The organism is Kitasatospora atroaurantiaca (assembly GCF_007828955.1).
In the GTDB taxonomy this organism is placed as follows: Bacteria; Actinomycetota; Actinomycetes; order Streptomycetales; family Streptomycetaceae; genus Kitasatospora; species Kitasatospora atroaurantiaca.
Genome location: NZ_VIVR01000001.1, coordinates 668,891 through 691,297, shown reverse-complemented (window position 1 = coordinate 691,297; position 22,407 = coordinate 668,891). Strand labels below are relative to the sequence as shown.

Here is a 22,407-nt window from a genome sequence, read left to right as displayed (position 1 = left end):
CGAGGGCGAGGACGGCCTTGGCGGCCCCCTCCACGAGCGCGTGCGGCAGGGTCTGTGACCAACGAGGCTCCCTGGCTGGTTGGTTGAGACGTGAGACATCTCGCTCAACCGCCCGGGAGCCTCGTTCGTTCTTCCCTCACACCGATCGCCCGGCCGTCGCCCGATCGGTGTCCTCCCTGAAGAGCTCGTACTGATCGCGTTACGGACGAATGATCCGGGAGAGAGGCCTTTTCGCGGACGTGACGGCCTTGTGGCGCGGGCGGCCGGCGCCGTGTTCCGCGCATGCCTCTTGCTGGAGGATGACGGCGATCTCGTCGACGTCGTCGTTGACGTCGAAGAACCCCTGGATGTCCGGTGCCGCCGCGCCGTTGACGCCGACGAAGAAGGTGTAGAGGTGGCCGTCGTCCGCCTCCAGGTAGCCCGCATACGTCTGCGCGTTGATCGCGAGCTGCTGGTTGAGCTGGTCGAAGCCGATGATGGTGCCGGGCTTGGCGAAGACCTTGCCCTTGGCCGGGCAGTCGGTGGTGCAGAAGAGAGCGCCCGTGCCGGACACGCCGAGGATCGGCAGTGAGGTGCGGAAGGCGTCCGCGTCGGGGGTGCGCAGCCAGTATGCGAGCAGCTGGTTGAGCCCGGCGGGCGTGACGCGGTCGACGGGAACATCGCCGCGTCCGTCCGCCATCTGGAACTGAGTCGGGTCGACGTTCGCGGTCTTGGTGAGGAAGTCGTGGATGACCGGGAAGCCGTCGAAGCAGTTGTTGCTGCCGCGGCTCACGGCCATGTTGCACAGGGCCAGGTTGGCGCCGAGGTTGTGGCTGACATTCAGGATCAGCTTGGCGTACTCGTGGTACGGCGGCGAGACGAAGGCGGCCACCTGGGGATCACCGGTGTACGAGGCGGGCAGCGTACTGTCCGGGTTGGGCCCGGTCGGCGGGGCGGTGACGGTCACCCCGGCGCGGCCCAGTGCCTCGATCAGGGCCGTGCGCCCGAATGCGTTGGGGTCCTGGATCTGGGAGATCTTCAGGGCGGGCTTGGCGTCGGCGGCGATCGTTCCGGAGAGCGTGATCCTCGTGCCGTCGGAGGACGCGGTGACCTGGATGTCGGTGGTGCCACCGGCGGCCACCGTCTGGACGTTGGAGGTGACCTGGTACGGCGCGACCTGCGGGCGCCAGCTCAGCTGGGCGGCCTGCCCGGGGGAGGTCGGCGTGGTCAGCAGGTCGATGAGGTTGTCGTTGATGATGAGCGGTGTCGGCTGGGGGCTGATCGACGGGGGCGTGAACAGCCGCGGGTCGATGACGACATCGCCGTCGACCGTGGTGATGCCCGAGTCGCGGACCTGGTGGGCGATCTGGTCCAGGCCGGCGAGCGGGTCCTCCGGCGTGAGGGTGGCGCCCGGGATGTCGTCGGCATAGGTGTGGTCGATGGGGGTGAAGTCGACCGACCCGTCCGGCTTGGTCCGGCCGCCCATGGTGAGGTCGCCCTGGGCGACGAGCGCCAGGTTCCCGGTGAGGGTCGACCCGTTGAGGTGGCCGATCGCGTTCACCGGCGTGGTGAAGCGGTGGTCCGGGCCGAGGGCGTGCCAGGCACCGGAGATGGTGATGAGCTTGATGGTCGAACCCGGCATGAAGAACTGGTTGGGGTACATGGAGTGGACGACCCGCCCGTTCTCCGGGTCGATCTCCAGCAGACCCCACTGCGCGTTCTCGTACGCGGGCTTGTTCATGATCGCCGTGATGTCGGGCCCGAGGTCGCTGTGAGGGCTCTCCGCAGGTGCGGCGGCGGCTGTACCTGCCACGACCGCGAGGGTGACGCCGACGGTGGCCCAGGCCCGAAGCCGACCACGGATCCTTGATCTCATTCGTCCAGCCGTTTCTGGAGTCGGAAGCCCCGTTTTGCAGGGCGCTCACGGCGCATGGTAGGTGTACGGACTCCGGGGGCGGGGCTGCTGCGCGGTGTGCTGACGGCGTGGGGTGTGAAAATCATTCGGTCGGTCGAAGGTGGGCACCCATATGAGTCGGGGTTCGAACACTTGACGAGTCGTCAGCCTGCGAGCATCTGCCGCTGAACCGGGTCCACGCCCGACTCCGCTTTCCCGTCGAACGAGGCGTGGCCACGGTCAAGTGCCGGCAGATCTTCCGCCACGCCCGCTGCAGCCCGAACTGGCTGACGTCAGCCGCCAAGGCCGTCCTCACCCTCGAGCGGCAACGCCGAAAAGGCTCAATGGCCGAGTCAAGCTGCCTGCGGAACCGGCTCGGATGGCGTGAACTGCCGCCCGTCGCGCAGGAGAGCCCGGAGCACGTTGACCCTCCGGCATGCCAAAGCGATGAGCGCTTGGACGTGGCGGCAGCCCTCGGCGCGCCTCTTGAGGTAGAAGTCGCGGTTGGGTCCGTCCTTGATGATGCAGGTCTGCGCGGACATGTAGAACACCGCCGCCGGCGATCTGTCCGCCCATGCAGATGCAGGCCGCACCGTGCACCTGGACGCCGGCTACGACTCGGACAGGACCCGCGCCCTGCTCGACGAACGCGGCCTGCACGGCCACATCGCGCGCAAGGGCGAGAAGGCGCCGATCCAGGCAAGTCAGAGGTGGTACGTCGAACGCACCCACGGCTGGCAGAACGCCTCCACCGCCTCGCCCGCTGCTACGAGCGCCGCGCCACCGTCATCGATGCGTTCTTCGATCTCACCGACACCATCATCACGGTGCTTAGCCTGATCCGCCGGGCATGGCCGACCCACCGATGGGACGAACACCCGAACCGCCGCCCGTGACACGTGAGGTGTCGAGGAGGTGGAGCAGCACCACGCCCACCGGGTGCGGCCCGGTGGGCACGGGCAGCGTGAGTTGCGACGAGCCGGGGGCGGTCGGAGCCGCCCACGCGTGGCGCGCTGCATCGATCGGTACGGCGGCCCCAACCCCTGCGGCCAGTGCGGCTGCGAGCATGCGACGGCGCGTCAGGTCCGTCTTGGCGACCGGTGTGATGGTCACGTGTCCTCCCCTGGCTTCTTGGACGGTGTTCGGCGTGCTGTCCGGGTTCGCCGGACGTCAGCGGGAGCCGCTCACGGCTCACCACGGTGTGCAGGAGTCCGGATCAGGACTCCGGGGCTGAGCTGCCTTGTTCGATCTGGTGGATGAGTCGCTTGAGGTGGGTGACCTCGTCCTGCAGGGCGCGGTCGCCGGCCGGGGTGAGGGAGAGCCAGGTGCGGGCGCGTTTGCCCTCGTAGCCCTTCTCGATGTCGACCAGTCCGGCCTTCTCCAGGACGGCCAGGTGCTGGCTGAGATTTCCGGCGGTGAGTCCGAGCGCCGTGCGCAGGAAGCCGAACTCGACCCGGCGCGCCTGGTGGGCGACGGTGAGGATGCCGAGGCGGACGCGCTGGTGGACCACGTCGTCCAGGCCGGTGACGGGGTGCGGGTCGGGCTGATCGGTCATGAGACGTCGCGCCGACGGGACAGTTCGGCCAGACCGAAACCGAGGGCGCCTAGCAGGAGCAGCACACCGGGTACGCCGAAGCGGGGCACGGCGGACCAGGGCGAGGTGAACGGGATCCCCGACCAGCCGGTGGTGAGCGGCACCAGCTCGATGGCCAGGTACACCGCGGTGAGCAGCAGCAGGGCGCGGCTGCGTTCCACCCAGGACAGCACGAGCAGGGGCAGCCCGACGGCTGCGGCGTTCCCGGCGAGTCGATGGAGGAACATCGCCACCCCGGACGTGGGGTCCAGGCGCAGGCCCCAGAAGTCGAGCTGTTCGCCGGGCTGCGGCATCCCGTGGCGGAGGCTCCAGATCGCGGTGGCGGTCACCAGGCCGACCAGGACGATCCCGGTGAGGATGTACGGCCGGACCGGGGTGCCGACGCCGCGGTTGCGGGAGCGGCGGATGTAGAAGAACGCCGTCGCGGCGTAGGCGAGGGCGAGCCCGATGGGCCAATAGACCGGCGAGCCCTGCGTAACCAGGGTGCAGCCGGTGCCTGCCGCAGGGTCGGTCGCCGTGCAGGGCACGGTCTCGACCTTGAAGGTGAAGCGGCTGACCAGGATCCCGCCCAGCGTGAGCGCACCGAGCAGCAGGAGGGGAAACCAGGCGCCGCGCTGGGCGGAACGGACTCGGCGGGTCAAGTCACCAAGGCCGGCGAGGACTTGTTGGGGGGTGTCCGGCGAGGGCACCGATGCGTCTGTCATGCAGTCAGCTTTGCATTGCAAACCAGTTATGACAAGAGACGACCCCCTGGGCCGCAAAGTCATCACGTTCCGACACCCGCAGACGCGCGCCGAGTGAACACTGCTCCGGGCGTGAGCACGCCACTTGAGCCGGACCAGTTCGAACCCTGGTCGCAGAGCCCGCCGAGCGCACCGAGCTGACGGCATGTCACGCCTTCCTCGCCAGGGCGACACCCTGGTGGTCCCCTCGCTCGACCGCTACGGCCGCTCGCTGAAGCACCTGGTCAACATGGTCGGCGAGCTACGCGGGCGCAAGATCGGGTTCTCCTCGCTGCCGCAGCACGTCGACGAGTGGTCGGCGGATCTGCGCTCGGTCCACGGCTGCGTCCGCTCCACCCTTCGCAACTACCAGGGCTCTGTACGGCAGTTCTGCGACGTCCTGACCAATCCGGCCTACGGGTGGGCGGAGGAGTGCCTGCGCCTGTTCGGCACGCACCCGGTCCAGGTGGTCCACGACTGGAACGCGGCGGTGCACGCAGACGAGGCCGAAGGCGAGCCGGAACGCCGAGCGTCTTTCTGCGCTCGGATGTGGAGCGCTTCTGTCAGCAGCTGGACGGGCTGGCCCCGGCACCGCGGATGCGGTTTGCTGGAGGAGCAGCAGAGCGCGCTGGTGGGCGTTTTGGACGAGGCCCGGGTGGAGGCGATGGCTCGGATGAGGGGTCGGGGCTGCGGCGGATCGGTACGTTCTGCGGGTCCCGCCCGAGCAGTACGGCGGCTGCTGGCCGAGCGGCAGGCCGGGGGCGGCCCGCGGGTCTGCCGCAATGCACCAAGCGGGCGCCCGACTGCTACTGGATGACCTCGTAGATCTCCTTGTGGCCGGATGTCGCGTTGCTGTTCAGCGTGTTGATCAGCGACTGCGTGTTCTCGTCCGGATTCACGAAGAACCCTCGTTCCATGGTGAGGTACTGGTCGAGGCTGTCGAATTCCCATTGGCACACGACCGTGTCCATGGGGCCGGCGTAGTCGACGTAGATGCGCCGATTCGTATACCCGGCTTCTTCAAAGACCTTGGTGAGGGTCTTGAACGCCGCCACGATCTCCGGCGCTTTCCCTCGTTCGGCTCTGTACACCTCGCGCATCATGTACACGACGCGATCGCCTTTCCGTTGCGGGACGAATGAATTCAGACGAATCAATGGGCGGTGGCTGCTACCGCACCAGAGGGGCCGATACGGCTGCCGTTGCCATGATGGCAGTCACACTCGTTGAGTGGCGTGTACGCCACGGAGCAACCTGGGCGCAGAGGCGTGAACGTATCGCGCAAGCATCCGACGACCGCATGCGCCCCACTCCGATGTGTATCGCGAGGGGGGGGAACGCCGATGACTCGTCAGCGGCAGCGGAAGGCCCGCAGCGTCCAATCAACCAGGGCCCGAACCCAAGATCAATCCTTAGCAATCCTGGAGGAATACCGGCCGAACCCCTGATCGCGCTGTGGCCGACGAGGGCGAAGTCGGCCGAGTGGTCCGACGGGCCGATCTGCTGCACCTGCTACGAGCGCGCCAATGCGCGTCCGGGGCCGCTGTCAGGGCTGCGGCACCGACCGGCTGCTGCCCGGCCGCGATCCGAACGGCGTCCCGGTCTGGCGCGACTGCGCGGGGATCAGCCGCGACTTCTTCTGTGACCGCTGCGGCTTCGAGGGGATGCTGCTCGGCCGTCGGCTCTGCGAACGCTGCACCCTGGCTGACCGGCTCGCCGACCTCCTTGACGACGGGACCGGCCAGGTCCACCCCCGCTGGAGCCCCTCGTGGACCTCCTTCAGGAGCTCGACCGCCCGAACAGCAGGCTGATCTGGCTCCGCCCCAACGTCTTCCACCTCCTGCAAGGCCTGGCAATCGCCGGCGCACCGCCTTTCAGTACCGGTCCCGACCCCCATCGACTGTTGACGCAGAGCAACAAGGTCCCATGGGCGTCCAGGAATACGCGACACCTCAACATGCGAGCCCACCAGTCCCAAGGGCCTCTACCGGGAACGCCCGCCGTCGTGCTGCGCCAGCAGCGCCTGCTCCTCCTCGGACGAGAAGCCGCGCCCCAGTGGCGGCTCGCCACGTTCGCGGTCCCAGGCCAGGACATCGGCCGCCGTCACCTCCAGCGGGGTCGCGGGCATGCCCGCCGCGCGGGCCCGCGCCGAACTGCGCTGCTGGGTCGGCCAGTCGGCCCGTACGAGGGGAAACAGCGGGGGGAGCGTCTCGGGAGTCACCCGGACGATCTCGACCTCGGTGCCCGCCACCTTCGCGCAGGTCTCGATGAGCCCGCCGAGCGTGGTCGGCTCGGCCGGTCCCACCGCGTGGAACGCGCCGGGGCGATCGTCCACGAGCAGCTGCACCACCAGACGGGCGAGGTCGCGCGAGTCGATGATCTGCACCGGCTGCCCGGGGTCGGCCGGAAGCGCCACCCGCCCGCCCTGCGCGGCCCGGCGCACCCAGTACGTGAACATCTCCGAAGGGTCGTGCGGCCCGGCGACCTTCCCCGGCCGCACGATCGTCGCCCGCGAGCCGTACCGGGCCAGCACATCGTCCTCGCAGGCCACCTTGGCCGGGCCGTAGGTGGAGTCGTCGAGCTCCTCGTGAGTCCGGACGTTCCGTACGGGCTCGCGGCGCGGCGTGTCCTCGTCCGAGCCCGGCTCCACACCCGTCTGCGCGTACACCGCATGGCTGGAGATGAACAGGTACCGGCCGACCCGGTCGCCCAACGCGTCCATCGCCTGCCCGACATGGTGCGGGACGTAGCCGCTGAGGTCCACGACGGCGTCCCAGCTGCCCTCGCGCAGCGCCGCGTAGTCGCCGGTGTCCCGGTCACCGATCAGGCGGGTCAGCTCGGGGAACAGATCCGTCCCGGTCTTCCCCCGGCCGAACAGGGTCACCTCGGCCCCGGTGCGGACGGCGTCCTCCACGATCGCGCGGCCCACGAATGACGTACCGCCAAGCACAAGGATTCGCATGGCCGTCGACCCTACCGACGGGGAACGTCCGAGGCTCCCGCATTTTCGGCGGATACCGAACGCGCAGGCGGATCAAACCATGTGCAGAGGCGGACGGCCTTCGGGCACACTGCGCGGGTGAGTGCCGACCTGTCCCGATCGCCGCAGGAGCGAGCGCTGCGCCACGTCGAGTCCCAGTCCTCAGGTGGGCCGCTCGACCCCGGGCTGCGGCTGACAATGAACCTCCACCCCGACCGCCTGGCGGGCGACCGGCTGATCCTGCTCAAGCTGGCCGAGGACGGCGTCTACCACTCGCAGTTCGTGACTGGGACCAGCAACGGGGGCCTGACCGCCTACCCCGGCGGTGACCGATGGCGCTGGGAGAGCCGGATCTTCGGCGGCGCGTATGACGACGCGCCCGTTCAGGAGCGTCCCGTCTACGGCGCGCTGAACTACCGGCGAGCGCCCGCCGGCGGGGCACCGCGGTTCGGTTCCGCACACTTCAGGCTGACCGCCGAGACCCTCCCACGAGCGACCTTCTGCTACCCGGACAGCTCGGCCGAACCATCGGACTTCGGCGTCGCGCACCGCTTCTCGCTGATCGAGGCGGCGGAGGTGGACGGCCACGACGCCCTGGACGGCCACATCGAGGCGCAGATACACGGACCGGTCAGGCTCGACCGCCACGTCGAGGCCTTGGTCCTAGACCCCAGCTATCGCGGCACGCCAGTCGAGGCTGCGGCCCGCCTGCTTCCGTGCCCCGTCGAGTGGCACGCCGGATTCCGGCTCACTGTTGCGGAGCTGCGACGCCACCCGGAGTACCGCGGGCAGGAGTACGTCGACCTGGGCGCCGAGATCGCGGCGGACGGCCGGCTCGACCCTCGGATCATCGGGGACGCCGCCCGTACGGGCCGCCACGACCAGCAGGACCTCAAGAAAGTCTGGCACTGCCTGGCACGTTTCGGCTCACCGCCCCACTCGGACGATCCCCTGAGCCGATGACGCTCGCTGGGATCGGCCACCACGCTTCCTGGAACACACCGGCAACCAGCGGTGGCGCCTGACGACCCGTCCGAACTTCCCCACCTCGGACCTGGCCGACTACGCCGAGGCCGCGCACCCGATGGTCCGACGACTCGCCCTCCTCGACCTGCAGACCCCTCCGGACACCGTGGACCGGCTGTCCACCGACCCCGCCCCGGAGGTACGGGCCGACGCCGCCCGGCACCCGCGCCTGCCGCTGCGGCGGCTCATCGAACTCCTCGACGACGAGGAACTCGCCCACGAGGCCGCCGCCAACCCGGCCCTGCCGCCGGCCGTCATGCACCGCCTGGTGGCGGTACTCGAGCTCCCTGAGGACAGGAACGTGGATCGCGTGGCGGGTAACCCGAGCCGGTCCTGAAAGCTGATGACTCCTGGCGGCCGCCGGGACACAATGCTCTGACGGCCATTCAGAGGAGTTGACGATGTCGTATCCGGAGCCCCGCTACCTTGGAGAAAAGGGCGAGATCAAGGCGGTGTTCAGGCCCGCTGACACCGAACCCGAGCTGAGCTCCCCTTCGGGCAACCGAACCCACTACCTGGCCACCCACGCGACCACGGGCGGTGAGTTCGGGCTGTACAAGGTGGACCTGGGCCCCAAATCGCCCGGCCCGGCGACTCACTTCCACCGGTCGATCTCGGAGTCCTTCTTCGTACTGTCCGGCGAGGTGCGGCTGTTCGACGGTGACCACTGGACCACCGGACGTCAGGGGGACTTCCTGTACGTACCGGTGGGCGGGCTGCACGCGTTCAGGAACGAGTCGGAGGAGCCCGCATCGATGCTCCTGCTCTTCTCCCCGGGCGCGCCGCGGGAGGAGTACTTCGAGCAGGTCGCCGAGATGGCCCGGCGTGGCGGCGAGGAGTTCACCGAATTCCTCGTCCGCCACGACAGCTTCTTCGTCGACTAGCGGTTGGTGTGCGGGCCGGCGGTGTCCGTGACGGTGCTGTCACTCGCCGACAGCGGAGCCTGGACGTCGGTCTGGGTCAGCGTCTTGACGTTGTTGAGGCTGCTGTCGACGACGCCCGCGTGGGCACTGGGGGCGGTCAGGGACGCGACCACACCGGCGGCGAGGGACGCGACGGCGAGCATGCTGCGCTTCTTCATACCGGGGCCAACGACTGGAACGGCCGCGCGTCACGGGTCCACAGCGGCTGATTCCGACGGAAGGATGGGCGACGGCGATGGCTTCGAGGCGTGCCGGCCACCAGCGGGCCCCGTGGGAGCGGCGTACGAGCCGCCCGGTTCACGTGACGCGGTGGATCGAGGTCCGGCAGGACGAGGTGGTGCGGCCGGACGGCTCCGTCGGGTACTACGACCACGTCGTGCTGCCGGGCTCGGTCACGGTGCTCGCGGTGGACGGCGGCGGGCTGGTCGCCGTGACGTCGCAGTGGATCTACACCCACGGCGGGTTCCAGTGGCGGCTGCCCGGCGGCGCGATCGATGCCGGGGACCAGGGGCCCGAGGACGCCGCGCGACGGGAGCTGGCCGAGGAGACGGGGGCCACCGCCCGCACCTGGGAGCTGCTGGGTGTGGTCCACGGGGCGGACAGCGCCACCAACCACCGCGATCACGTCTTCCGGGCGAGCGGGCTGATCCACGGACCCGCGCACCTGGAGCCGACCGAGGCCGACCTCGAGGTGTCGTGGCTTCCCTTCGAGGAGGCGGTCGCGATGGTGCTGCGAGGCGAGATCCACCACGCGGGAAGCACCTTCGCGCTCCTCGCGGCCGCCGCCGGAGCCTGAGGCGGCCTCAGTTCAGGGGCCTGGCAGCGCACTCCAGCCCCGCCAGGCCCGGACGGTGATCAGGACGACGCTCCCTTCCGGCGGCCGCGGGCCGTACTGCGGGTACTTCCGCCGCAGGAGTTCGATCGCTTCGTGATGGTCGGGAGAGGCCGCCGGGCCACCCGCGACGGGCGGCGGCACGACTCGGGCGTCACCGTCGGCGCGTACCCACCACAGCCGTTCCCACTGCTCGTCGTACTCGTCCACCAGGAGGCAGACGGCCGGGTGGGCCGCGATGTTGCGGAGCCGCTTCAGTTGAGGTGACCGTTTGGGTTTGTGGTCGACGGCGGTCACCACCGTGTCGCCGGCCTCGGTGAAGCTCCCGGCGAAGGTCACCGGGACCAGGTGGGGCCGCCCGTCGCTGCCGACGGTGGCGAGGCGGGCCACCCGGGCGAGTGCGAAGCGCCGCCGGGCCTCCTCGACGGCCATGTCCGGCACGGCGTCAGCGGTACGCCGAGGCGACATCGGCCATCCTGTCGAGGGCGCGCAGGGTCTCGCTCTTCGGCTGGGTGGGCAGGTAGAAGAGCACGCGGTCGACGCCGATCCGCGCGTAGGTCTCCACCGCCTCCGGCTTGTGGCCGGCCCCGTACACCACCACGGGCGTGTCGGGCCCGGCGACCTCCCGTAGCTTCTCGACCTTCGGCCCCAGTTGCTCCGGCGGAATACCTGTGGGCAGCCAGGCCGCGCCGTACTCGGCCACCCGCTCGAAGGTGCGCGGGGCGTCGCCGCCGACGTAGATCGGCGGATGGGGCTTCTGCACCGGCTTGGGCCAGCAGTAGGAGCGTTCGATGTTCACGAGATCGCCGTGGAACTCGGCCTCGTCCTTCGTCCACAGCTCGATGACGGCTCGGATGCGCTCGTCCATCAGTCTGCCTCGGGTGTGCGGATCCGTGCCGTGGTTGCGGACCTCCTCCAGATTCCAGCCGGCGCCTACACCGAGGACGGCCCGGCCCCCGGAGATCAGGTCGATGCTGGCCACCTCCTTCGCGGTGATGATCGGGTCCCGCTGGATGACCTGGGTGATGCCGGTGCCCAGCAGCAGGGTGGTGGTGACCGGGGCGATGGCGGCCAGGGTCACGAAGGGATCGAGCGTGCGGTAGTACATGCGCGGGAGCTCGCCACCCGCCCAGTACGGCGTCTCCCTGCTGACCGGGATGTGGGTGTGCTCCGCGAGGAACAGCGAGTCGAAGCCGCGCTCCTCCAGCGCGGGCCCGAGCACGGTCGGCTTGATGCCTTCGTCGGTGACGAACGTCGAGATCCCGAACTTCATCCACCATCACCTCATCCTGGGTCCCCGGAGCATAGCCACCGACGACGTATTTCGTGACAGACCATCACGAAAGGGACCCCCGATCGGCCGTCAATCCTCACCCCGGCTAAGGTCGCACGGATTCCTTCGGGTCGACCTGTAACGCGGGGGGTGGTTCCCCGCGTGCATAGGGAAGAAATCGGATCACGGAAGGACACATCTCGGTGGGGGAAGCACCCGCGGACTACCTGGAGTTCGCCACAGCGCGCAGCGGGCATCTCTTCCGCACCGCCTGCCTGCTGACCGGTGACTGGCACTTGGCGGAGGACCTGGTCCAGGAGACGCTCGCCAAGATGTACCGCTCCTGGCGGCGCATCGACCGCACCGCGTCACCGGTGGCGTACGCGCACAAGGTCCTGGTCCGCACGTACCTCTCGCAGCGCCGCCGTCGCAGCTCCGGCGAACGGCCCAGCGACCAGCTCCCCGAGCAGGCCGGCCGCGCCGACGACGCCGAGCTGCGCCTGACGCTGCTGGACGGGCTGGCACAGCTGAGAGCCAAGGACCGCGCCGTCCTGGTGCTGCGCTACTGGGAGGACCGATCGGTCGAGGAGACCGCGGCGATCCTGAAGCTCACGCCGGGCACCGTCCGGACCCAGAGCCTGCGTGCCCTGCAGCGGCTGCGCACCGTGCTCGGCGACGAGTTGGCCGAGCTCACCGCCTCGTAGCCGCACCGGCTTCCCACACCCACTCGCCCCACCGCGACGCTCCGAACGAACGGAGAACACCCATGTCCTCGGACGAGAACTTCGAACAGCGGATGCCCGACGCCATGAGCCACGCCGTCGCGCAGTTCGCCCCACCCCCCTCCGACCTGGTCCTGCGGGCCACGGCCCGAGGCAGGCGCCTGCGCCGGGCGCGCAACGCGCAGCTCGGTGCTGCCGCGGTGCTGGTCGCCGGCGGGCTGTTCGTCGGCCTGGGGGTGCTCGGCCCGTACACCGCCACAACGTCGAAGGCGAACCCGGCCGCCCCGCCGAGCCCGTCCCTCACACCCTTCGCCGACCCGTCGAAGATCGGGTCCACCGCCTACCGGAAGGACCTGCTGGTGTCGATGATGCCCAAGCGCGGAACGGTCTCGGAGGCCTCCGACAACCTGAGCAACGTCCGGCTGTCCTACGTCGACGGTCATGGCCAGAGCATGGTGGAGCTGAGAATCGAGGACGGTATGACCAGCTCCTTGGCCGGCCACATGGCCTGTCAGGACGTCCATCAGGCCAACACCGGCTGCCGGGCCGAGACCCGTCCCGACGGAACCCTTGTGCAGATCACGGAGAAGGGGACGCTCCCGGAGGGTCACATCGATGAGTGGAGGGTGGACACCCTTCGCCCGAACGGCCGCCGCGTGGTGGTGACCGCGAGCAACACGGCGCCCGCCGTGGGCCCGCAGAGCTGGCCGACGCCCGTGCCGAGCCGGGAGGAGCTGAAGGCGGTCGCGCTCGACCCGCGGTGGGACCGCTGACGGCCGGTCCGCCCCGTACGACCCGACACGCGGGGCGGACCCCCTGACGGCAGGGACGGTTCGTCGGCTACGGTGTCGGGCACGAGATCGAATCCTCCCGCGTGCGGGCCGGAGGGCGGTCGCGACGGGCGGCGCTGCCCGCGCATCCCCACCCGTCCCCCAGGCAAGCCGCGCACCGGAGGCCACCCGCGGCACAGTGCTGTGTCCGCGCCCTCTGAACTCCCCCCGAGGTGCGCGCAGATGAGGCTCACCCCCCATGAGCAGGAGCGCCTGCTCATCCACGTCGCGGCCGACGTGGCCCGCTCCCGGCGGGCCCGCGGGCTGCGGCTCAACCACCCCGAGGCGATCGCGCTGATCACCTCGCACGTCCTGGAGGGCGCCCGTGACGGGCGCACCGTCGCCGAGCTGATGGAGTCGGGACGGCACGTGCTCACCCGCGAGGACGTCATGGACGGCATCCCCGAGATGATCCCGGACGTCCAGGTGGAGGCCACCTTCCCGGACGGTACCAAGCTGGTCACCGTCCACGGGCCCATCCTGTGACGGGCGGGCTGCCGGTGACACCCGGCGAGATCCTGTACGGCGACGGCGACATCGGCCTCAACACCGGACGCCCCGTCACCCGCCTGACCGCCGTCAACGCCGCCGATCGGCCGATCCAGGTCGGCTCCCACTACCACTTCGCCGAGACCAACCCCGGTCTGGAGTTCGACCGCCGGGCGGCGTACGGGCTGCGCCTGAACATCCCGGCGGGCACCGCCGTGCGCTTCGAGCCGGGCATCCCGGTCGAGGTCGAGCTCATCCCCATCGGCGGCCGCCGCGAGGTGGCCGGACTGCGCGGCGAGACCGGAGGCCCCCTTGACCGCTGACCGTCACGCCCTCACCGTCACCCGCGAGCGTTACGCCGCGCTCTATGGACCGACCGCCGGGGACAGGATCAGGCTCGCCGACACCAATCTGCTGATCGAGATCGAGGAGGACCGCAGCGCCGGCGGCGACGAGGCGGTCTTCGGCGGCGGCAAGGTGATCCGCGAGTCGATGGGCCAGTCCCGCGCCGGCCGGGCCGAGGGCACCCCCGACACCGTGATCACCGGCGCCGTGGTGCTCGACCACTGGGGCATCGTCAAGGCCGACATCGGCATCCGCGACGGCCGGATCACCGCGCTCGGCAAGGCCGGGAACCCCGAGACCATGGACGGCATCCACCCGGACCTGGTGATCGGCCCGGAGACCGAGGTCATCTCCGGCAACGGGAAGATCCTCACGGCCGGGGCGATCGACGCCCACGTCCACTTCATCTGCCCGCAGCTCGCGGACGAGGCGCTGTCGTCGGGCGTCACCACCCTCGTCGGCGGCGGCACCGGGCCGGCCGAGGGCAGCAAGGCCACCACCATCACCCCCGGCAGCTGGCACCTGGCCCGGATGTTCGCCGCGATGGACGACCTGCCGCTCAACATCGGCCTGCTCGGCAAGGGCAACACCGTCAACACCGCCGCCATGCACGACCAGCTGCGCGGCGGCGCCCTCGGCTTCAAGATCCACGAGGACTGGGGGGCCACCCCCGCCGCGATCGACGCCTGTTTGCGGGTCTGCGAGGAGACCGGCGCCCAGCTGGCCATCCACACCGACACGCTCAACGAGGCCGGCTTCGTCGCCGACACCCTGGCCGCGATCGCCGGGCGCGGGATCCACGCGTACCACACCGAGGGCGCGGGCGGCGGTCACGCGCCGGACATCATCACCGTGGTCTCCGAGCTCAACGTGCTGCCCAGCTCGACCAACCCGACCCGCCCGCACACCGTCAACACCGTCGACGAGCACCTCGACATGCTGATGGTCTGTCACCACCTGAGCCCGTACGTGCCCGAGGACCTGGCCTTCGCCGAGTCCAGGATCCGCCCGTCCACCATCGCGGCCGAGGACATCCTGCACGACCTGGGCGCGATCTCGATCATAAGTTCCGACTCCCAGGCCATGGGCCGGGTCGGCGAGGTGGTCATGCGGACCTGGCAGACCGCGCACGTCATGAAGGCCCGCCGGGGCTCGCTGCCCGGAGACGGCCGCGCCGACAACCACCGCGCCCGGCGCTACGTCGCCAAATACACCATCAACCCGGCCGTCGCCCAGGGCCTGGACGGCGAGATCGGCTCGGTCGAGACCGGCAAGCTGGCCGACCTCGTCCTCTGGACGCCGGCCTTCTTCGGCGTGAAGCCCGACCTGGTGATCAAGGGCGGCCAGATCGCCTGGGCCCAGATGGGCGACGCCAACGCCTCCATCCCGACCCCGCAGCCCGTGCTGCCCCGGCCGATGTTCGGTGCCAAGGGACGGGCACCGGCGCGCAACTCGCTCAACTTCACGGCCCATGCGGCCATCGAGGACGGGCTGCCCGAGCGGCTCGGCCTCGCCAAGCCCTTCACGGCCATCCGCAACACCCGGGGCGTCACCAAGGACCACATGGTGAACAACACCACCCGACCCGAGGTCCACGTCGACCCCGACACCTTCACCGTCACCATCGACGGCGAGCCCGTCACCCCCGCCCCTGCCGCCGAACTGCCGCTCACCCAGCGGTACTTCCTGTTCTAGTGTCAGCGTTCCTGCTGCTCGCCGACGGGCGCTTCCCGGCCGGCGGCCACGCCCACTCCGGTGGTGCCGAGGCCGCCGTCAAGGCCGGCCGGGTGCACGACACCGCCAGCATGGCGGCCTTCCTCACCGGCCGCCTGCACACCGCGGGCCTGACCGCCGCCGCCCTCGCGGCAGCGGCGGCGGCCGGCCGCGACCTCGCCGAGCTCGACGAGGCGGCCGATGCCCGCACCCCGTCACCCGCCCAACGCGCGACCAGCCGACGCCTCGGCCGCCAGCTCCTGCGAGCCGCCCTCGCCGCCTGGCCGCACCCCGCCCTCGACACCCTGAAGGCGCAGTACCCGCGCGGCGCCCACCAGAGCGTCGCCCTCGGCGTCACCGCGTACGCCGCCGGGCTCACCCCCGCCCAGGCGGCGGCCATCGCCGCGTACGAGAGCGTCAACGGCCCCGCCACCGCCTGCGTCCGGCTGCTCGGCCTCGACCCGTACGAGGTCGCCGCCCAGCTCGCCCGGCTCGCCCCCCAGCTCGACGCCGTCAGCGCCGACGCCGTACGGGCCGCCGAAGCCGGCGAGCTCCCCGCCGCCTCGGCACCCCTGCTCGACATCTACGCCGAGCAGCACAGCTCCTGGAAGGTGCGTCTCTTTGCATCGTGACCACGTCGACCCCCACGACGCCCCCGTCATCCACCACGCCCACACCGAGCACCCCCGCCACCACCGTGCGCTGCGCATCGGCCTCGGCGGCCCGGTCGGCTCCGGCAAGACCGCGACCGTCGCCGCGCTCTGCCGGGTGCTGCGCGAGGAGCTCTCGCTCGCGGTGGTCACCAACGACATCTACACCACCGAGGACGCCGAGTTCCTGCTCCGCAACGCCGTCCTGCCGCCCGAGCGGATCACCGCCGTCGAGACCGGCTGCTGCCCGCACACCGCCATCCGGGACGACATCTCCGCCAACCTCGAAGCCGTCGAGGAACTGGAGGACGCGCTCGGCCCGCTCGACCTCATCCTGGTCGAGTCCGGCGGCGACAACCTCACCGCCACCTTCAGCCGGGGCCTGGTGGACCATCAGATATTCGTCATCGACGTCTCCGGCGGGGACAAGATCCCCCGCAAGGGCGGGCCGGGCGTCTCGACCTCGGACCTCCTCGTCATCAACAAGACCGACCTCGCCCCGCTGGTCGGCGCCGACCTCGACGTGATGGCCCGGGACGCCAAGGCCCAGCGCGGCGAGCTGCCCACCGTCTTCTGCTCGCTCGCCGCCGCCGACGGAGTCGCGCCCGTCGCCGCCTGGGTGCGCGAGCGGCTCGCGGCGTGGCGTACGCGATGACGGACGTGCTGGCGGAGGCGGTGACCGGCGCGCTCGTCGCCATGGCGCGGATCACCGCCGCACCCGACGGGCGGGGCGGCACCGCCCTGCCCGTCCTGGCCGGGGCCGGCCCGCTCGCGCTGCGCCGCACCCGGGGCCCGGGGACGGCGGCCCGGGTGGTGGTCATCGGCTCGATGGCGGCCCCGCTCGGCGGTGACCACCTGGCCATCCGGGCGGACGTACAGCCCGGCGCCGAACTGTCCGTCACCAGCGCGGCCGCCACCATCAGCCTGCCCGGCCGGGAGAGCGCCCCCGCGCGCTACGACCTCGACCTGACGGTGGGGGAGGGGGCCCTGCTCGACTGGCTTCCCGAACCCGTGGTCGCCGCCGCCGGCAGTCACCTGATCATGACCACCAGGATCGACCTGGCCCCCGGGGCCCGGCTGCGCTACCGCGAGGAGCAGGTGCTCGGCCGCCACCACGACTGGGCCCGGCAGGCCCCGCCGGGCAGGCTCACCTCCCGCCTGACCGTCCGTCAGGGCGGGCGGCTGATCCTCGACCAGCAGACCGACCTCGGGCCCGGCGCACCCGGCTGGGACGGCCCGGCCGGTCTCGGCGGCCACCGCACCGCTGGGCAGCTGCTCACCGTCGGCCCCGCACCGGCCCCACCCGACCCCTCGGCCGAAGCGGCCCTGCTCACCCTCCCGGGAGCCGGGGCCACGCTGCTCGTCGCCCTCGCCCCGGACGCGCTGACGCTGCGCCGGCTGCTCGCGCCATAGGCCCTGCCCAGCCGGCGCGTCCGGACCAACAGCCCGTGCGGTCCCTCGCCCGGCAGGCCTAGCCTGGATCATGAGCCCCAGCCAGGCCCAGCCGCGCCACCGCCCTCACTCGCCTCGCCGCCCTCGCTACCGCCCGCTGTCCCCGCTGCGCGAGCACCTGCGGGAGTCGTTCTGGCCGGCGCCGCTGGTCGCCTGCCTCGCTGCGGTCGTCCTCGCGGGCACGACGGGCTGGCTCGACGAGAAGGTCGTCGCCCTCACCATCAAGGAGACGGGGACGGCGGCGGACCTGCTGGCCTTCGGCGGCGCCGCGAAGAGCGTGGTGTCCACCGTCAGCTCCGCCATGCTGACCTTCATCGCCGTGGTCTTCAGCATCTCCCTGGTGGCCCTTCAGATGGCCGCCAGTCAGTTCAGCCCGCGTGTTCTGCGCCTGTACGTCCGCAGTCGGCTCACCAAGGCCACCTTCTCGGTCTGCCTGGCGACCTTCCTCTTCGCACTGCTCGTGCAGCTGAGCTACGACGACACCACCGACCCGACCAAGGTCGTCTCCGTCCCCGTCGTGTCCAGCGTGGTCGCGACGCTGCTGGTCGTCGTCAGCCTGGCGCTGTTCGTGCTGTACGTCCAGGCCACCATGCGTCTGCTGCGGGTGCCGCACGTGATCGACCGGGTGGCCACCGAGTCGCTCGCGACCATCGCCCAGTACCGGCTGATGCCACCCGACCTCGAACCCCCGGACTCGCCGACGGCCCCGACGACCCTGCTGTACGCGGGGCGTTCCGGGGTGCTGCGGGACATCGACATCCGGCGGCTGGTCCGGCTGGCGCGCAGGCACGACGCCGTCCTCCACCTGGTCCCGCGGATCGGTGACTTCATCGCGCCGGGAACCCCCGTCGTGCTCGTCTCCGGTGACCGCATCCCGCGAGCCGCCCGGATCGCCTCCGCGCTCAACGTGGGCGTCGACCGGACCATGCACCAGGACCTGAGTTTCGGCTTCCGCCAGCTGGTCGACATCGCCATCCGGGCGCTCTCGCCGGCGGTCAACGATCCGACCACCGCAGTCCAGGCGATCGACCGGATCCATCAGCTGCTCGCCCTGCTGGTGGATCTGCCGTTCGGTGATCTGCAGTTCCGGGACCGCGACGGCACGGTCCGGCTGGTCGAGCCGGTGCCGGACTGGCCGTCCGCGATCGACCTCGCCTTCACCGAGATCAGGATCTGCGGTGCCGCCCAGCCCCAGGTCACCCGTCGGCTCGCGGCGGCCCTGGACGACCTGCTGCGGATCACCAAGGACGACCGCCGCCCGCCCCTGCTGGTCCAACGGGACCTGCTGGAGCGGGCGGTCGCGGCGAGCGTGGCCGACCCGCAGAACCGCAGCTTCGCGCTGACACCCGACCGCCAGGGCATCGGCTGAGAATCGGGTATCCCAGGGGCGCGAGGAACTGCGCGAAGCGGTAGGGCACAGGTCGTTGCCTTCCGTCTCGCGCAGTTCCCGCCCGCCCCTGTGGTTGCCCCGCTGCCTCAGCTACCGGCGGCCGCCTCCTCGTGTGGCCGGGCGCGCTCGGGCAGGAGGAAGGCCACGGCGAAGGCCAGGGCCAGGCCGGCCGCCGCGAGCCCGAGCGTCCAGCCCGCCGCGTGCTGGAAGCCGTCGGAGGCGGCCCAGCCGAAGAAGGTGGTGCCGAGCACCGCGACACCGACGGACCCGCCGAGCTGCTGGACGGCGTTCAGTACGCCGGAGGCCGAGCCGACCTCGTGCTCCTCGACCCCGGCGAGGGCGATGTCGAAGAAGGGGGCCATGATCAGGCCCAGGCCGAAGCCGGTCACCAGCACCGCGGGCGCCAGCTCCCAGCTGGTCAGCGAGCCGGCCCAGTGCGCGGTGGTCGCCCACACGCCCAGGGCGCCGAGCGCGGCCACCACGAGCCCGCCGTGCAGCACCCGCCGCCCGTACTTGGGACCGAGCACCGCGCCGGACAGGACGGCGCCGCCGGCCATGCCCAGCGAGAGCGGAATCATCGTCAGGCCCGAGTGCAGCGGCGTCCAGCCGAGCCCGAGCTGCAGGTAGAGCGTGAAGACCAGCATCAGCCCCGAGAGCGCGCCGAAGAACACCACGCCGGTGGCCAGTGCGGCGGTGAAGGCACGGCGGCCGAACAGGGAGGGTTCGACCAGCGGCGAGCCGCCGCGCCGCTGGGCCAAGCGCTGGTAGCGGGCGAAGAGCAGCAGGACCGGCACGGAGGCGGCCATGCTCAGGTACGTCCACAGGGGCCAGCCGAGGTCGCGGCCCTGGACCAGCGGGAAGACCAGGAGCACGGCCGCCGTGCTGATCAGCGGCACGCCGATCAGGTCGAGCCGGACGGCCTCGGCGGCGCGGGTGAGCGCGTTGGCGGGGAAGAGCTTCGCGCCGGCCAGGACCGCGACGGCGCCGAGCGGCAGGTTGACCAGGAAGATCATGCGCCAGCCCGTACCGAACCAGTCGGCGTCGACCAGATAGCCGCCGAGCGTCGGCCCGAGCACCGAGGAGAGGCCGAGCACAGGGCCGAAGAGGCCGAAGGCGGCGCCCATCTCCTTGGGCGGGAACATCGTCCGGATCAGACCGAGACCCTGCGGGATCATCAGCGCGGCGAAGGCGCCCTGGACGGTGCGGGCCGTGATCAGCAGGCCGGGTCCGTCCGCGGCAGCGCACAGCGCCGAGGCGAGGGTGAAGCCGGCCGCGCCGAGGACGAACAGGCGCTTGCGCCCGTAGATGTCGCCGAGGCGGGCCCCGGTCACCAGCAGCACCGCGAAGGAGAGCGTGTACGCGGCCGAGAGCCACTGGATCTGCGACTCGCTGCCGCCGAACTCGCGGTGGATGGCCGGCGCGGCGACGCCGGTGATGGTGGTGTCGAGCAGGTCCATCGCCTCGACGACGAGGATCACGGCCAGTGCGAGCCAGCGCCGGCGGTAGAGCTGCGGTTCGGGTGGTGCTTCGAGCAGGTGAGTCGCCATGCGGGCGCCCTTCTGGAACGGCGTTCGACCGAACGAACGGTGTTTCTTGCGACGAACAGTGTTCTACAAAGGAACGGCGTTCGTGTCAAGTAATCTGTGGAGGTCGACGACCCCGGAGGTTCCCACCGTGACGAGTGCCGCACCGCGTCCGAGCTGGCCCCATTCCTGGCAGGCGAGCGAGAAGCCGAGTTCCAAGCGGCAGCCGCTCACCCGCGAGCGGATCGTCCGGGCGGCGCTCGCCATCGTGGAGTCCGAGGGGCTCGACGCCCTCTCCATGCGCCGCGTCGCCCAGGAGCTCGGTACGGGTGCGGCCAGCCTCTATGCGCACATCAGCAGCAAGGAGGAGCTGCTGGAGCAGGTGCTGGACCTGGTGTACGGCGAGATCGCCGTCGAGCCGCCCGACCCGTCCCGCTGGGAGGATCAGCTCAAGGAGCACCTGCGCCGGGCGCGTGCCGTACTCACCAGCCACGGCGACCTGGCCCGCGCCGCGATGGCCGCCAACGTCCCGGTCACCCCGAACGCCCTCGACAGCGCCGAGGCGATGCTGGCGATCCTCCGGGCCGGTGGGCTGGACGAGCAGACGATCGCGTACGGGGTGGACCTGCTCTCGCTCTTCGTCACCGCGACGGCCTTCGAGGAGAGCAGCCGGCAGCACCTCGGCGAGGATGACTCGCACGACTACGCCGAGCGGATCCGGGCCTTCTTCGAGACCGTCCCGGCCGACCGCTACCCGCTGGTGACCGCGATGGCCGGCCCCCTGACCAGGGACGTCGGCGACGAGCGCTTCGAGTTCGGCCTCGACATCCTGGTGGCCGGCCTGGCCCGCCGGGGACGCGGCTGACCGCCCGCCGCGCGCGCCTGACCCGGACAACGGCGAAGCCCCGCCTCGGGTGAGGCGGGGCTTCGAGAGCTTCGAGAGAGGGGCTTCAGCTCGCGTCGGCGATCTTGCGGCCGCGCCTGTCCAGCGAGGCGAGGTACTCGTTGTACGCCGCCAGCTCGGCGTCGCCGTCCCGGTCGGCGGCCCGGTCCTGGCGGCGGGCCTGCCGCTCCTCGGACTTCGCCCACTGCAGGGTCAGCGCGATCAGCACGATCGCCGTCGGGATCTCGCCGAAGGCCCAGGTGATGCCACCCGCGATCTTCTGGTCGTTGAGCAGGTTGGTGCCGGGCGGCGCCACCGCGGCGTTGAAGGTGGTGACCAGCTGGCCGGTCGCCATCATCACCGCCACGCCGAAGAAGGCGTGGAACGGCATCCCCATGAACAGCTCGATGATCCGCATCACGAAGCCCGGCCGGTGCGGCCCCGGGTCGACGCCCATGATCGGCCAGAAGAACAGCAGGCCGACGGCCAGGAAGTGCGCCATCATCCCGATGTGTCCGACCTTGTACTGCATCAGGAAGTCGAAGAGCGGGGTGAAGTACAGCGCGTACAGGCTCGCGATGAAGAGCGGGATGGTGAAGCCCGGGTGCGAGATCACCCGGACGTACCGGCTGTGCAGCAGCGCCACCACCAGCTCGCGCGGCCCCCGGCCGCTGCCCTTGCCGGCCGGGCGCAGCGCGCGCAGCGCGAGCGTGATCGGCGCGCCGAGCAGCAGCAGGATGGGGGAGAGCATGGACAGCACCATGTGCTGCATCATGTGCGCGCTGAACAGCACCATGCCGTAGTCGTTCAGCCCCGTGCAGGTCACCAGCGTGATCGAGCCGAGGCCGAGCACCCAGGCGATCACCCGGCCGACCGCCCACTTGTCGCCGCGCCGCCACAGCCGCACCGCGCCCGCGCCGTAGAGGACGAGCGCGACCAGGCAGCCGATCAGGAACGGCCAGTCGGGGGACCAGGTGAGGGCGGAGGAGGGGGTGAACGGTCCGAGCGTGCCCATGCCCCCGTGGTGGTGCATCCCTGCCATGCCGTCGCCCATCGGCGCGTCCTGCTTTCCCTCGTCCGTCCGCACGATCGGGCACCCGCGGGGTCCGGTTCGTCCGTTTTGCTTCGGCCCATAGCCTAGGCCGGGCTTACGCCGGGCCCGCAGCCGACCCCACCGCGAGTCCGTT

General features: G+C 70.9%; 26 protein-coding genes and 2 pseudogenes. 17 read left to right on the top strand and 11 right to left on the bottom strand.

Features of this window, described 5'->3' with window-relative positions:
* Positions 1–199: 199 nt before the first annotated feature.
* Both dacB and FB465_RS03200 read right to left on the bottom strand, forming a co-directional pair.
* Complete coding sequence (gene dacB, locus FB465_RS03210) at positions 200–1,792, bottom strand: D-alanyl-D-alanine carboxypeptidase/D-alanyl-D-alanine endopeptidase (RefSeq protein ID WP_246192474.1); 1,593 nt, start codon at positions 1,790–1,792, stop codon at positions 200–202.
* 434 nt (positions 1,793–2,226) lie between these two features.
* Positions 2,227–2,424, bottom strand: a pseudogene (locus tag FB465_RS03200) (IS110 family transposase); the annotation flags it as partial.
* A gap of 40 nt (positions 2,425–2,464) precedes the next feature.
* Between FB465_RS03200 and FB465_RS03195 the strand changes: the two are divergent.
* Positions 2,465–2,769: pseudogene (locus FB465_RS03195) on the top strand (transposase); the annotation flags it as partial.
* 320 nt (positions 2,770–3,089) lie between these two features.
* Here FB465_RS03195 and FB465_RS03190 read toward each other — a convergent pair.
* Together FB465_RS03190 and FB465_RS03185 are read right to left on the bottom strand one after the other, a co-directional pair.
* On the bottom strand, positions 3,090–3,428 hold the full coding sequence (locus FB465_RS03190) for a winged helix-turn-helix domain-containing protein (RefSeq protein WP_145787416.1): 339 nt from the start codon (positions 3,426–3,428) through the stop codon (positions 3,090–3,092).
* Positions 3,425–4,171 carry a hypothetical protein gene (locus tag FB465_RS03185; RefSeq protein ID WP_145787414.1) on the bottom strand — a complete coding sequence of 249 codons (747 nt, stop codon included), beginning with the start codon at positions 4,169–4,171 and terminating at the stop codon, positions 3,425–3,427. Before FB465_RS03185 ends, FB465_RS03190 begins: the two co-directional genes overlap by 4 nt.
* Positions 4,172–4,355: 184 nt before the next feature.
* Between FB465_RS03185 and FB465_RS37410 the strand changes: the two genes are divergently transcribed.
* A complete protein-coding gene (locus FB465_RS37410; RefSeq protein ID WP_145787413.1) occupies positions 4,356–5,006 on the top strand; it encodes a recombinase family protein in 651 nt (216 codons plus the stop codon).
* Here the strand turns inward: FB465_RS37410 and FB465_RS03175 are convergent.
* The gene (locus FB465_RS03175; RefSeq protein ID WP_145787411.1) at positions 4,996–5,298 is read right to left on the bottom strand and encodes a hypothetical protein; all 303 of its coding nucleotides are present in this window, start codon (positions 5,296–5,298) and stop codon (positions 4,996–4,998) included. The two genes, FB465_RS37410 and FB465_RS03175, sit on opposite strands and share 11 nt — an antisense overlap.
* Before the next feature lie 417 nt (positions 5,299–5,715).
* Here FB465_RS03175 and FB465_RS03170 point away from each other — a divergent pair, with 417 nt between their 5' ends.
* Complete coding sequence (locus FB465_RS03170) at positions 5,716–6,000, top strand: hypothetical protein (RefSeq protein WP_145787409.1); 285 nt, start codon at positions 5,716–5,718, stop codon at positions 5,998–6,000.
* Between the two features lie 173 nt (positions 6,001–6,173).
* Here FB465_RS03170 and FB465_RS03165 read toward each other — a convergent pair whose 3' ends face one another.
* On the bottom strand, positions 6,174–7,151 hold the full coding sequence (locus FB465_RS03165; RefSeq protein ID WP_145787408.1) for an NAD-dependent epimerase/dehydratase family protein: 978 nt from the start codon (positions 7,149–7,151) through the stop codon (positions 6,174–6,176).
* Positions 7,152–7,367: 216 nt separating this feature from the next.
* Between FB465_RS03165 and FB465_RS03160 the strand changes: the two genes are divergently transcribed.
* From FB465_RS03160 to FB465_RS03150, 3 genes are all read left to right on the top strand, one after another.
* Positions 7,368–8,132 (top strand): DUF3626 domain-containing protein, encoded by a 765-nt coding sequence (locus tag FB465_RS03160; protein WP_145797103.1) that lies wholly within the window; start codon positions 7,368–7,370, stop codon positions 8,130–8,132.
* Between the two features lie 121 nt (positions 8,133–8,253).
* Positions 8,254–8,532, top strand: a complete 279-nt coding sequence (locus FB465_RS03155; RefSeq protein WP_145787406.1) for a hypothetical protein — start codon at positions 8,254–8,256, stop codon at positions 8,530–8,532.
* Between the two features lie 64 nt (positions 8,533–8,596).
* Positions 8,597–9,079: a cupin domain-containing protein gene (locus tag FB465_RS03150; RefSeq protein WP_145787404.1), complete on the top strand. Its 483-nt coding sequence runs from the start codon at positions 8,597–8,599 to the stop codon at positions 9,077–9,079.
* On the opposite strand, the gene FB465_RS03145 is transcribed toward FB465_RS03150, so the two are convergent.
* Entirely contained in the window at positions 9,076–9,276 is a 201-nt protein-coding gene (locus FB465_RS03145; protein ID WP_145787402.1) for a hypothetical protein, read from the bottom strand. The genes FB465_RS03150 and FB465_RS03145 overlap by 4 nt on opposite strands.
* Positions 9,277–9,353: 77 nt before the next feature.
* Between FB465_RS03145 and FB465_RS03140 the strand changes: the two genes are divergently transcribed.
* A complete protein-coding gene (locus FB465_RS03140; protein WP_145787401.1) occupies positions 9,354–9,914 on the top strand; it encodes an NUDIX domain-containing protein in 561 nt (186 codons plus the stop codon).
* Positions 9,915–9,926: 12 nt separating this feature from the next.
* Here the strand turns inward: FB465_RS03140 and FB465_RS03135 are convergent, their stop codons facing one another.
* Both FB465_RS03135 and FB465_RS03130 read right to left on the bottom strand, forming a co-directional pair.
* The gene (locus tag FB465_RS03135) at positions 9,927–10,391 is read right to left on the bottom strand and encodes a TIGR03668 family PPOX class F420-dependent oxidoreductase (RefSeq protein ID WP_425461239.1); all 465 of its coding nucleotides are present in this window, start codon (positions 10,389–10,391) and stop codon (positions 9,927–9,929) included.
* A 4-nt stretch (positions 10,392–10,395) separates the two neighbouring features.
* A complete protein-coding gene (locus FB465_RS03130) occupies positions 10,396–11,223 on the bottom strand; it encodes an LLM class F420-dependent oxidoreductase (RefSeq protein WP_145787399.1) in 828 nt (275 codons plus the stop codon).
* A 203-nt stretch (positions 11,224–11,426) separates the two neighbouring features.
* Here FB465_RS03130 and FB465_RS03125 point away from each other — a divergent pair, with 203 nt between their 5' ends.
* The 9 genes from FB465_RS03125 to FB465_RS03085 all read left to right on the top strand — a co-directional run bounded on the left by FB465_RS03125 (position 11,427) and on the right by FB465_RS03085 (position 18,793).
* Positions 11,427–11,927 (top strand): SigE family RNA polymerase sigma factor, encoded by a 501-nt coding sequence (locus FB465_RS03125; RefSeq protein WP_145787398.1) that lies wholly within the window; start codon positions 11,427–11,429, stop codon positions 11,925–11,927.
* Between the two features lie 62 nt (positions 11,928–11,989).
* Positions 11,990–12,718 carry a hypothetical protein gene (locus FB465_RS03120; protein WP_145787396.1) on the top strand — a complete coding sequence of 243 codons (729 nt, stop codon included), beginning with the start codon at positions 11,990–11,992 and terminating at the stop codon, positions 12,716–12,718.
* 240 nt (positions 12,719–12,958) lie between these two features.
* On the top strand, positions 12,959–13,261 hold the full coding sequence (locus tag FB465_RS03115) for an urease subunit gamma (RefSeq protein WP_145787394.1): 303 nt from the start codon (positions 12,959–12,961) through the stop codon (positions 13,259–13,261).
* A gap of 14 nt (positions 13,262–13,275) precedes the next feature.
* Positions 13,276–13,587: an urease subunit beta gene (locus tag FB465_RS03110; protein ID WP_145797101.1), complete on the top strand. Its 312-nt coding sequence runs from the start codon at positions 13,276–13,278 to the stop codon at positions 13,585–13,587.
* Entirely contained in the window at positions 13,577–15,304 is a 1,728-nt protein-coding gene (locus FB465_RS03105) for an urease subunit alpha (RefSeq protein WP_145787392.1), read from the top strand. The genes FB465_RS03110 and FB465_RS03105 overlap by 11 nt, the downstream gene beginning before the upstream one ends.
* A complete protein-coding gene (locus FB465_RS03100; RefSeq protein ID WP_145787390.1) occupies positions 15,304–15,954 on the top strand; it encodes an urease accessory protein UreF in 651 nt (216 codons plus the stop codon). Before FB465_RS03105 ends, FB465_RS03100 begins: the two co-directional genes overlap by 1 nt.
* A complete protein-coding gene (gene ureG / locus FB465_RS03095; protein WP_145787389.1) occupies positions 15,944–16,627 on the top strand; it encodes an urease accessory protein UreG in 684 nt (227 codons plus the stop codon). Before FB465_RS03100 ends, ureG begins: the two co-directional genes overlap by 11 nt.
* On the top strand, positions 16,624–17,385 hold the full coding sequence (locus tag FB465_RS03090) for an urease accessory protein UreD (RefSeq protein WP_145787387.1): 762 nt from the start codon (positions 16,624–16,626) through the stop codon (positions 17,383–17,385). Before ureG ends, FB465_RS03090 begins: the two co-directional genes overlap by 4 nt.
* Before the next feature lie 70 nt (positions 17,386–17,455).
* Positions 17,456–18,793, top strand: coding sequence for a DUF2254 domain-containing protein (locus FB465_RS03085; protein WP_145787386.1), 1,338 nt, complete (start codon positions 17,456–17,458; stop codon positions 18,791–18,793).
* 107 nt (positions 18,794–18,900) lie between these two features.
* On the opposite strand, the gene FB465_RS03080 is transcribed toward FB465_RS03085, so the two are convergent.
* A complete protein-coding gene (locus tag FB465_RS03080) occupies positions 18,901–20,361 on the bottom strand; it encodes an MFS transporter (protein WP_145787384.1) in 1,461 nt (486 codons plus the stop codon).
* 127 nt (positions 20,362–20,488) lie between these two features.
* Here FB465_RS03080 and FB465_RS03075 point away from each other — a divergent pair, with 127 nt between their 5' ends.
* Entirely contained in the window at positions 20,489–21,202 is a 714-nt protein-coding gene (locus FB465_RS03075; protein WP_170290484.1) for a TetR/AcrR family transcriptional regulator, read from the top strand.
* Positions 21,203–21,287: 85 nt separating this feature from the next.
* Here FB465_RS03075 and FB465_RS03070 read toward each other — a convergent pair whose 3' ends face one another.
* On the bottom strand, positions 21,288–22,253 hold the full coding sequence (locus tag FB465_RS03070; protein ID WP_145797100.1) for a cytochrome c oxidase assembly protein: 966 nt from the start codon (positions 22,251–22,253) through the stop codon (positions 21,288–21,290).
* Positions 22,254–22,407 lie beyond the last annotated feature (154 nt).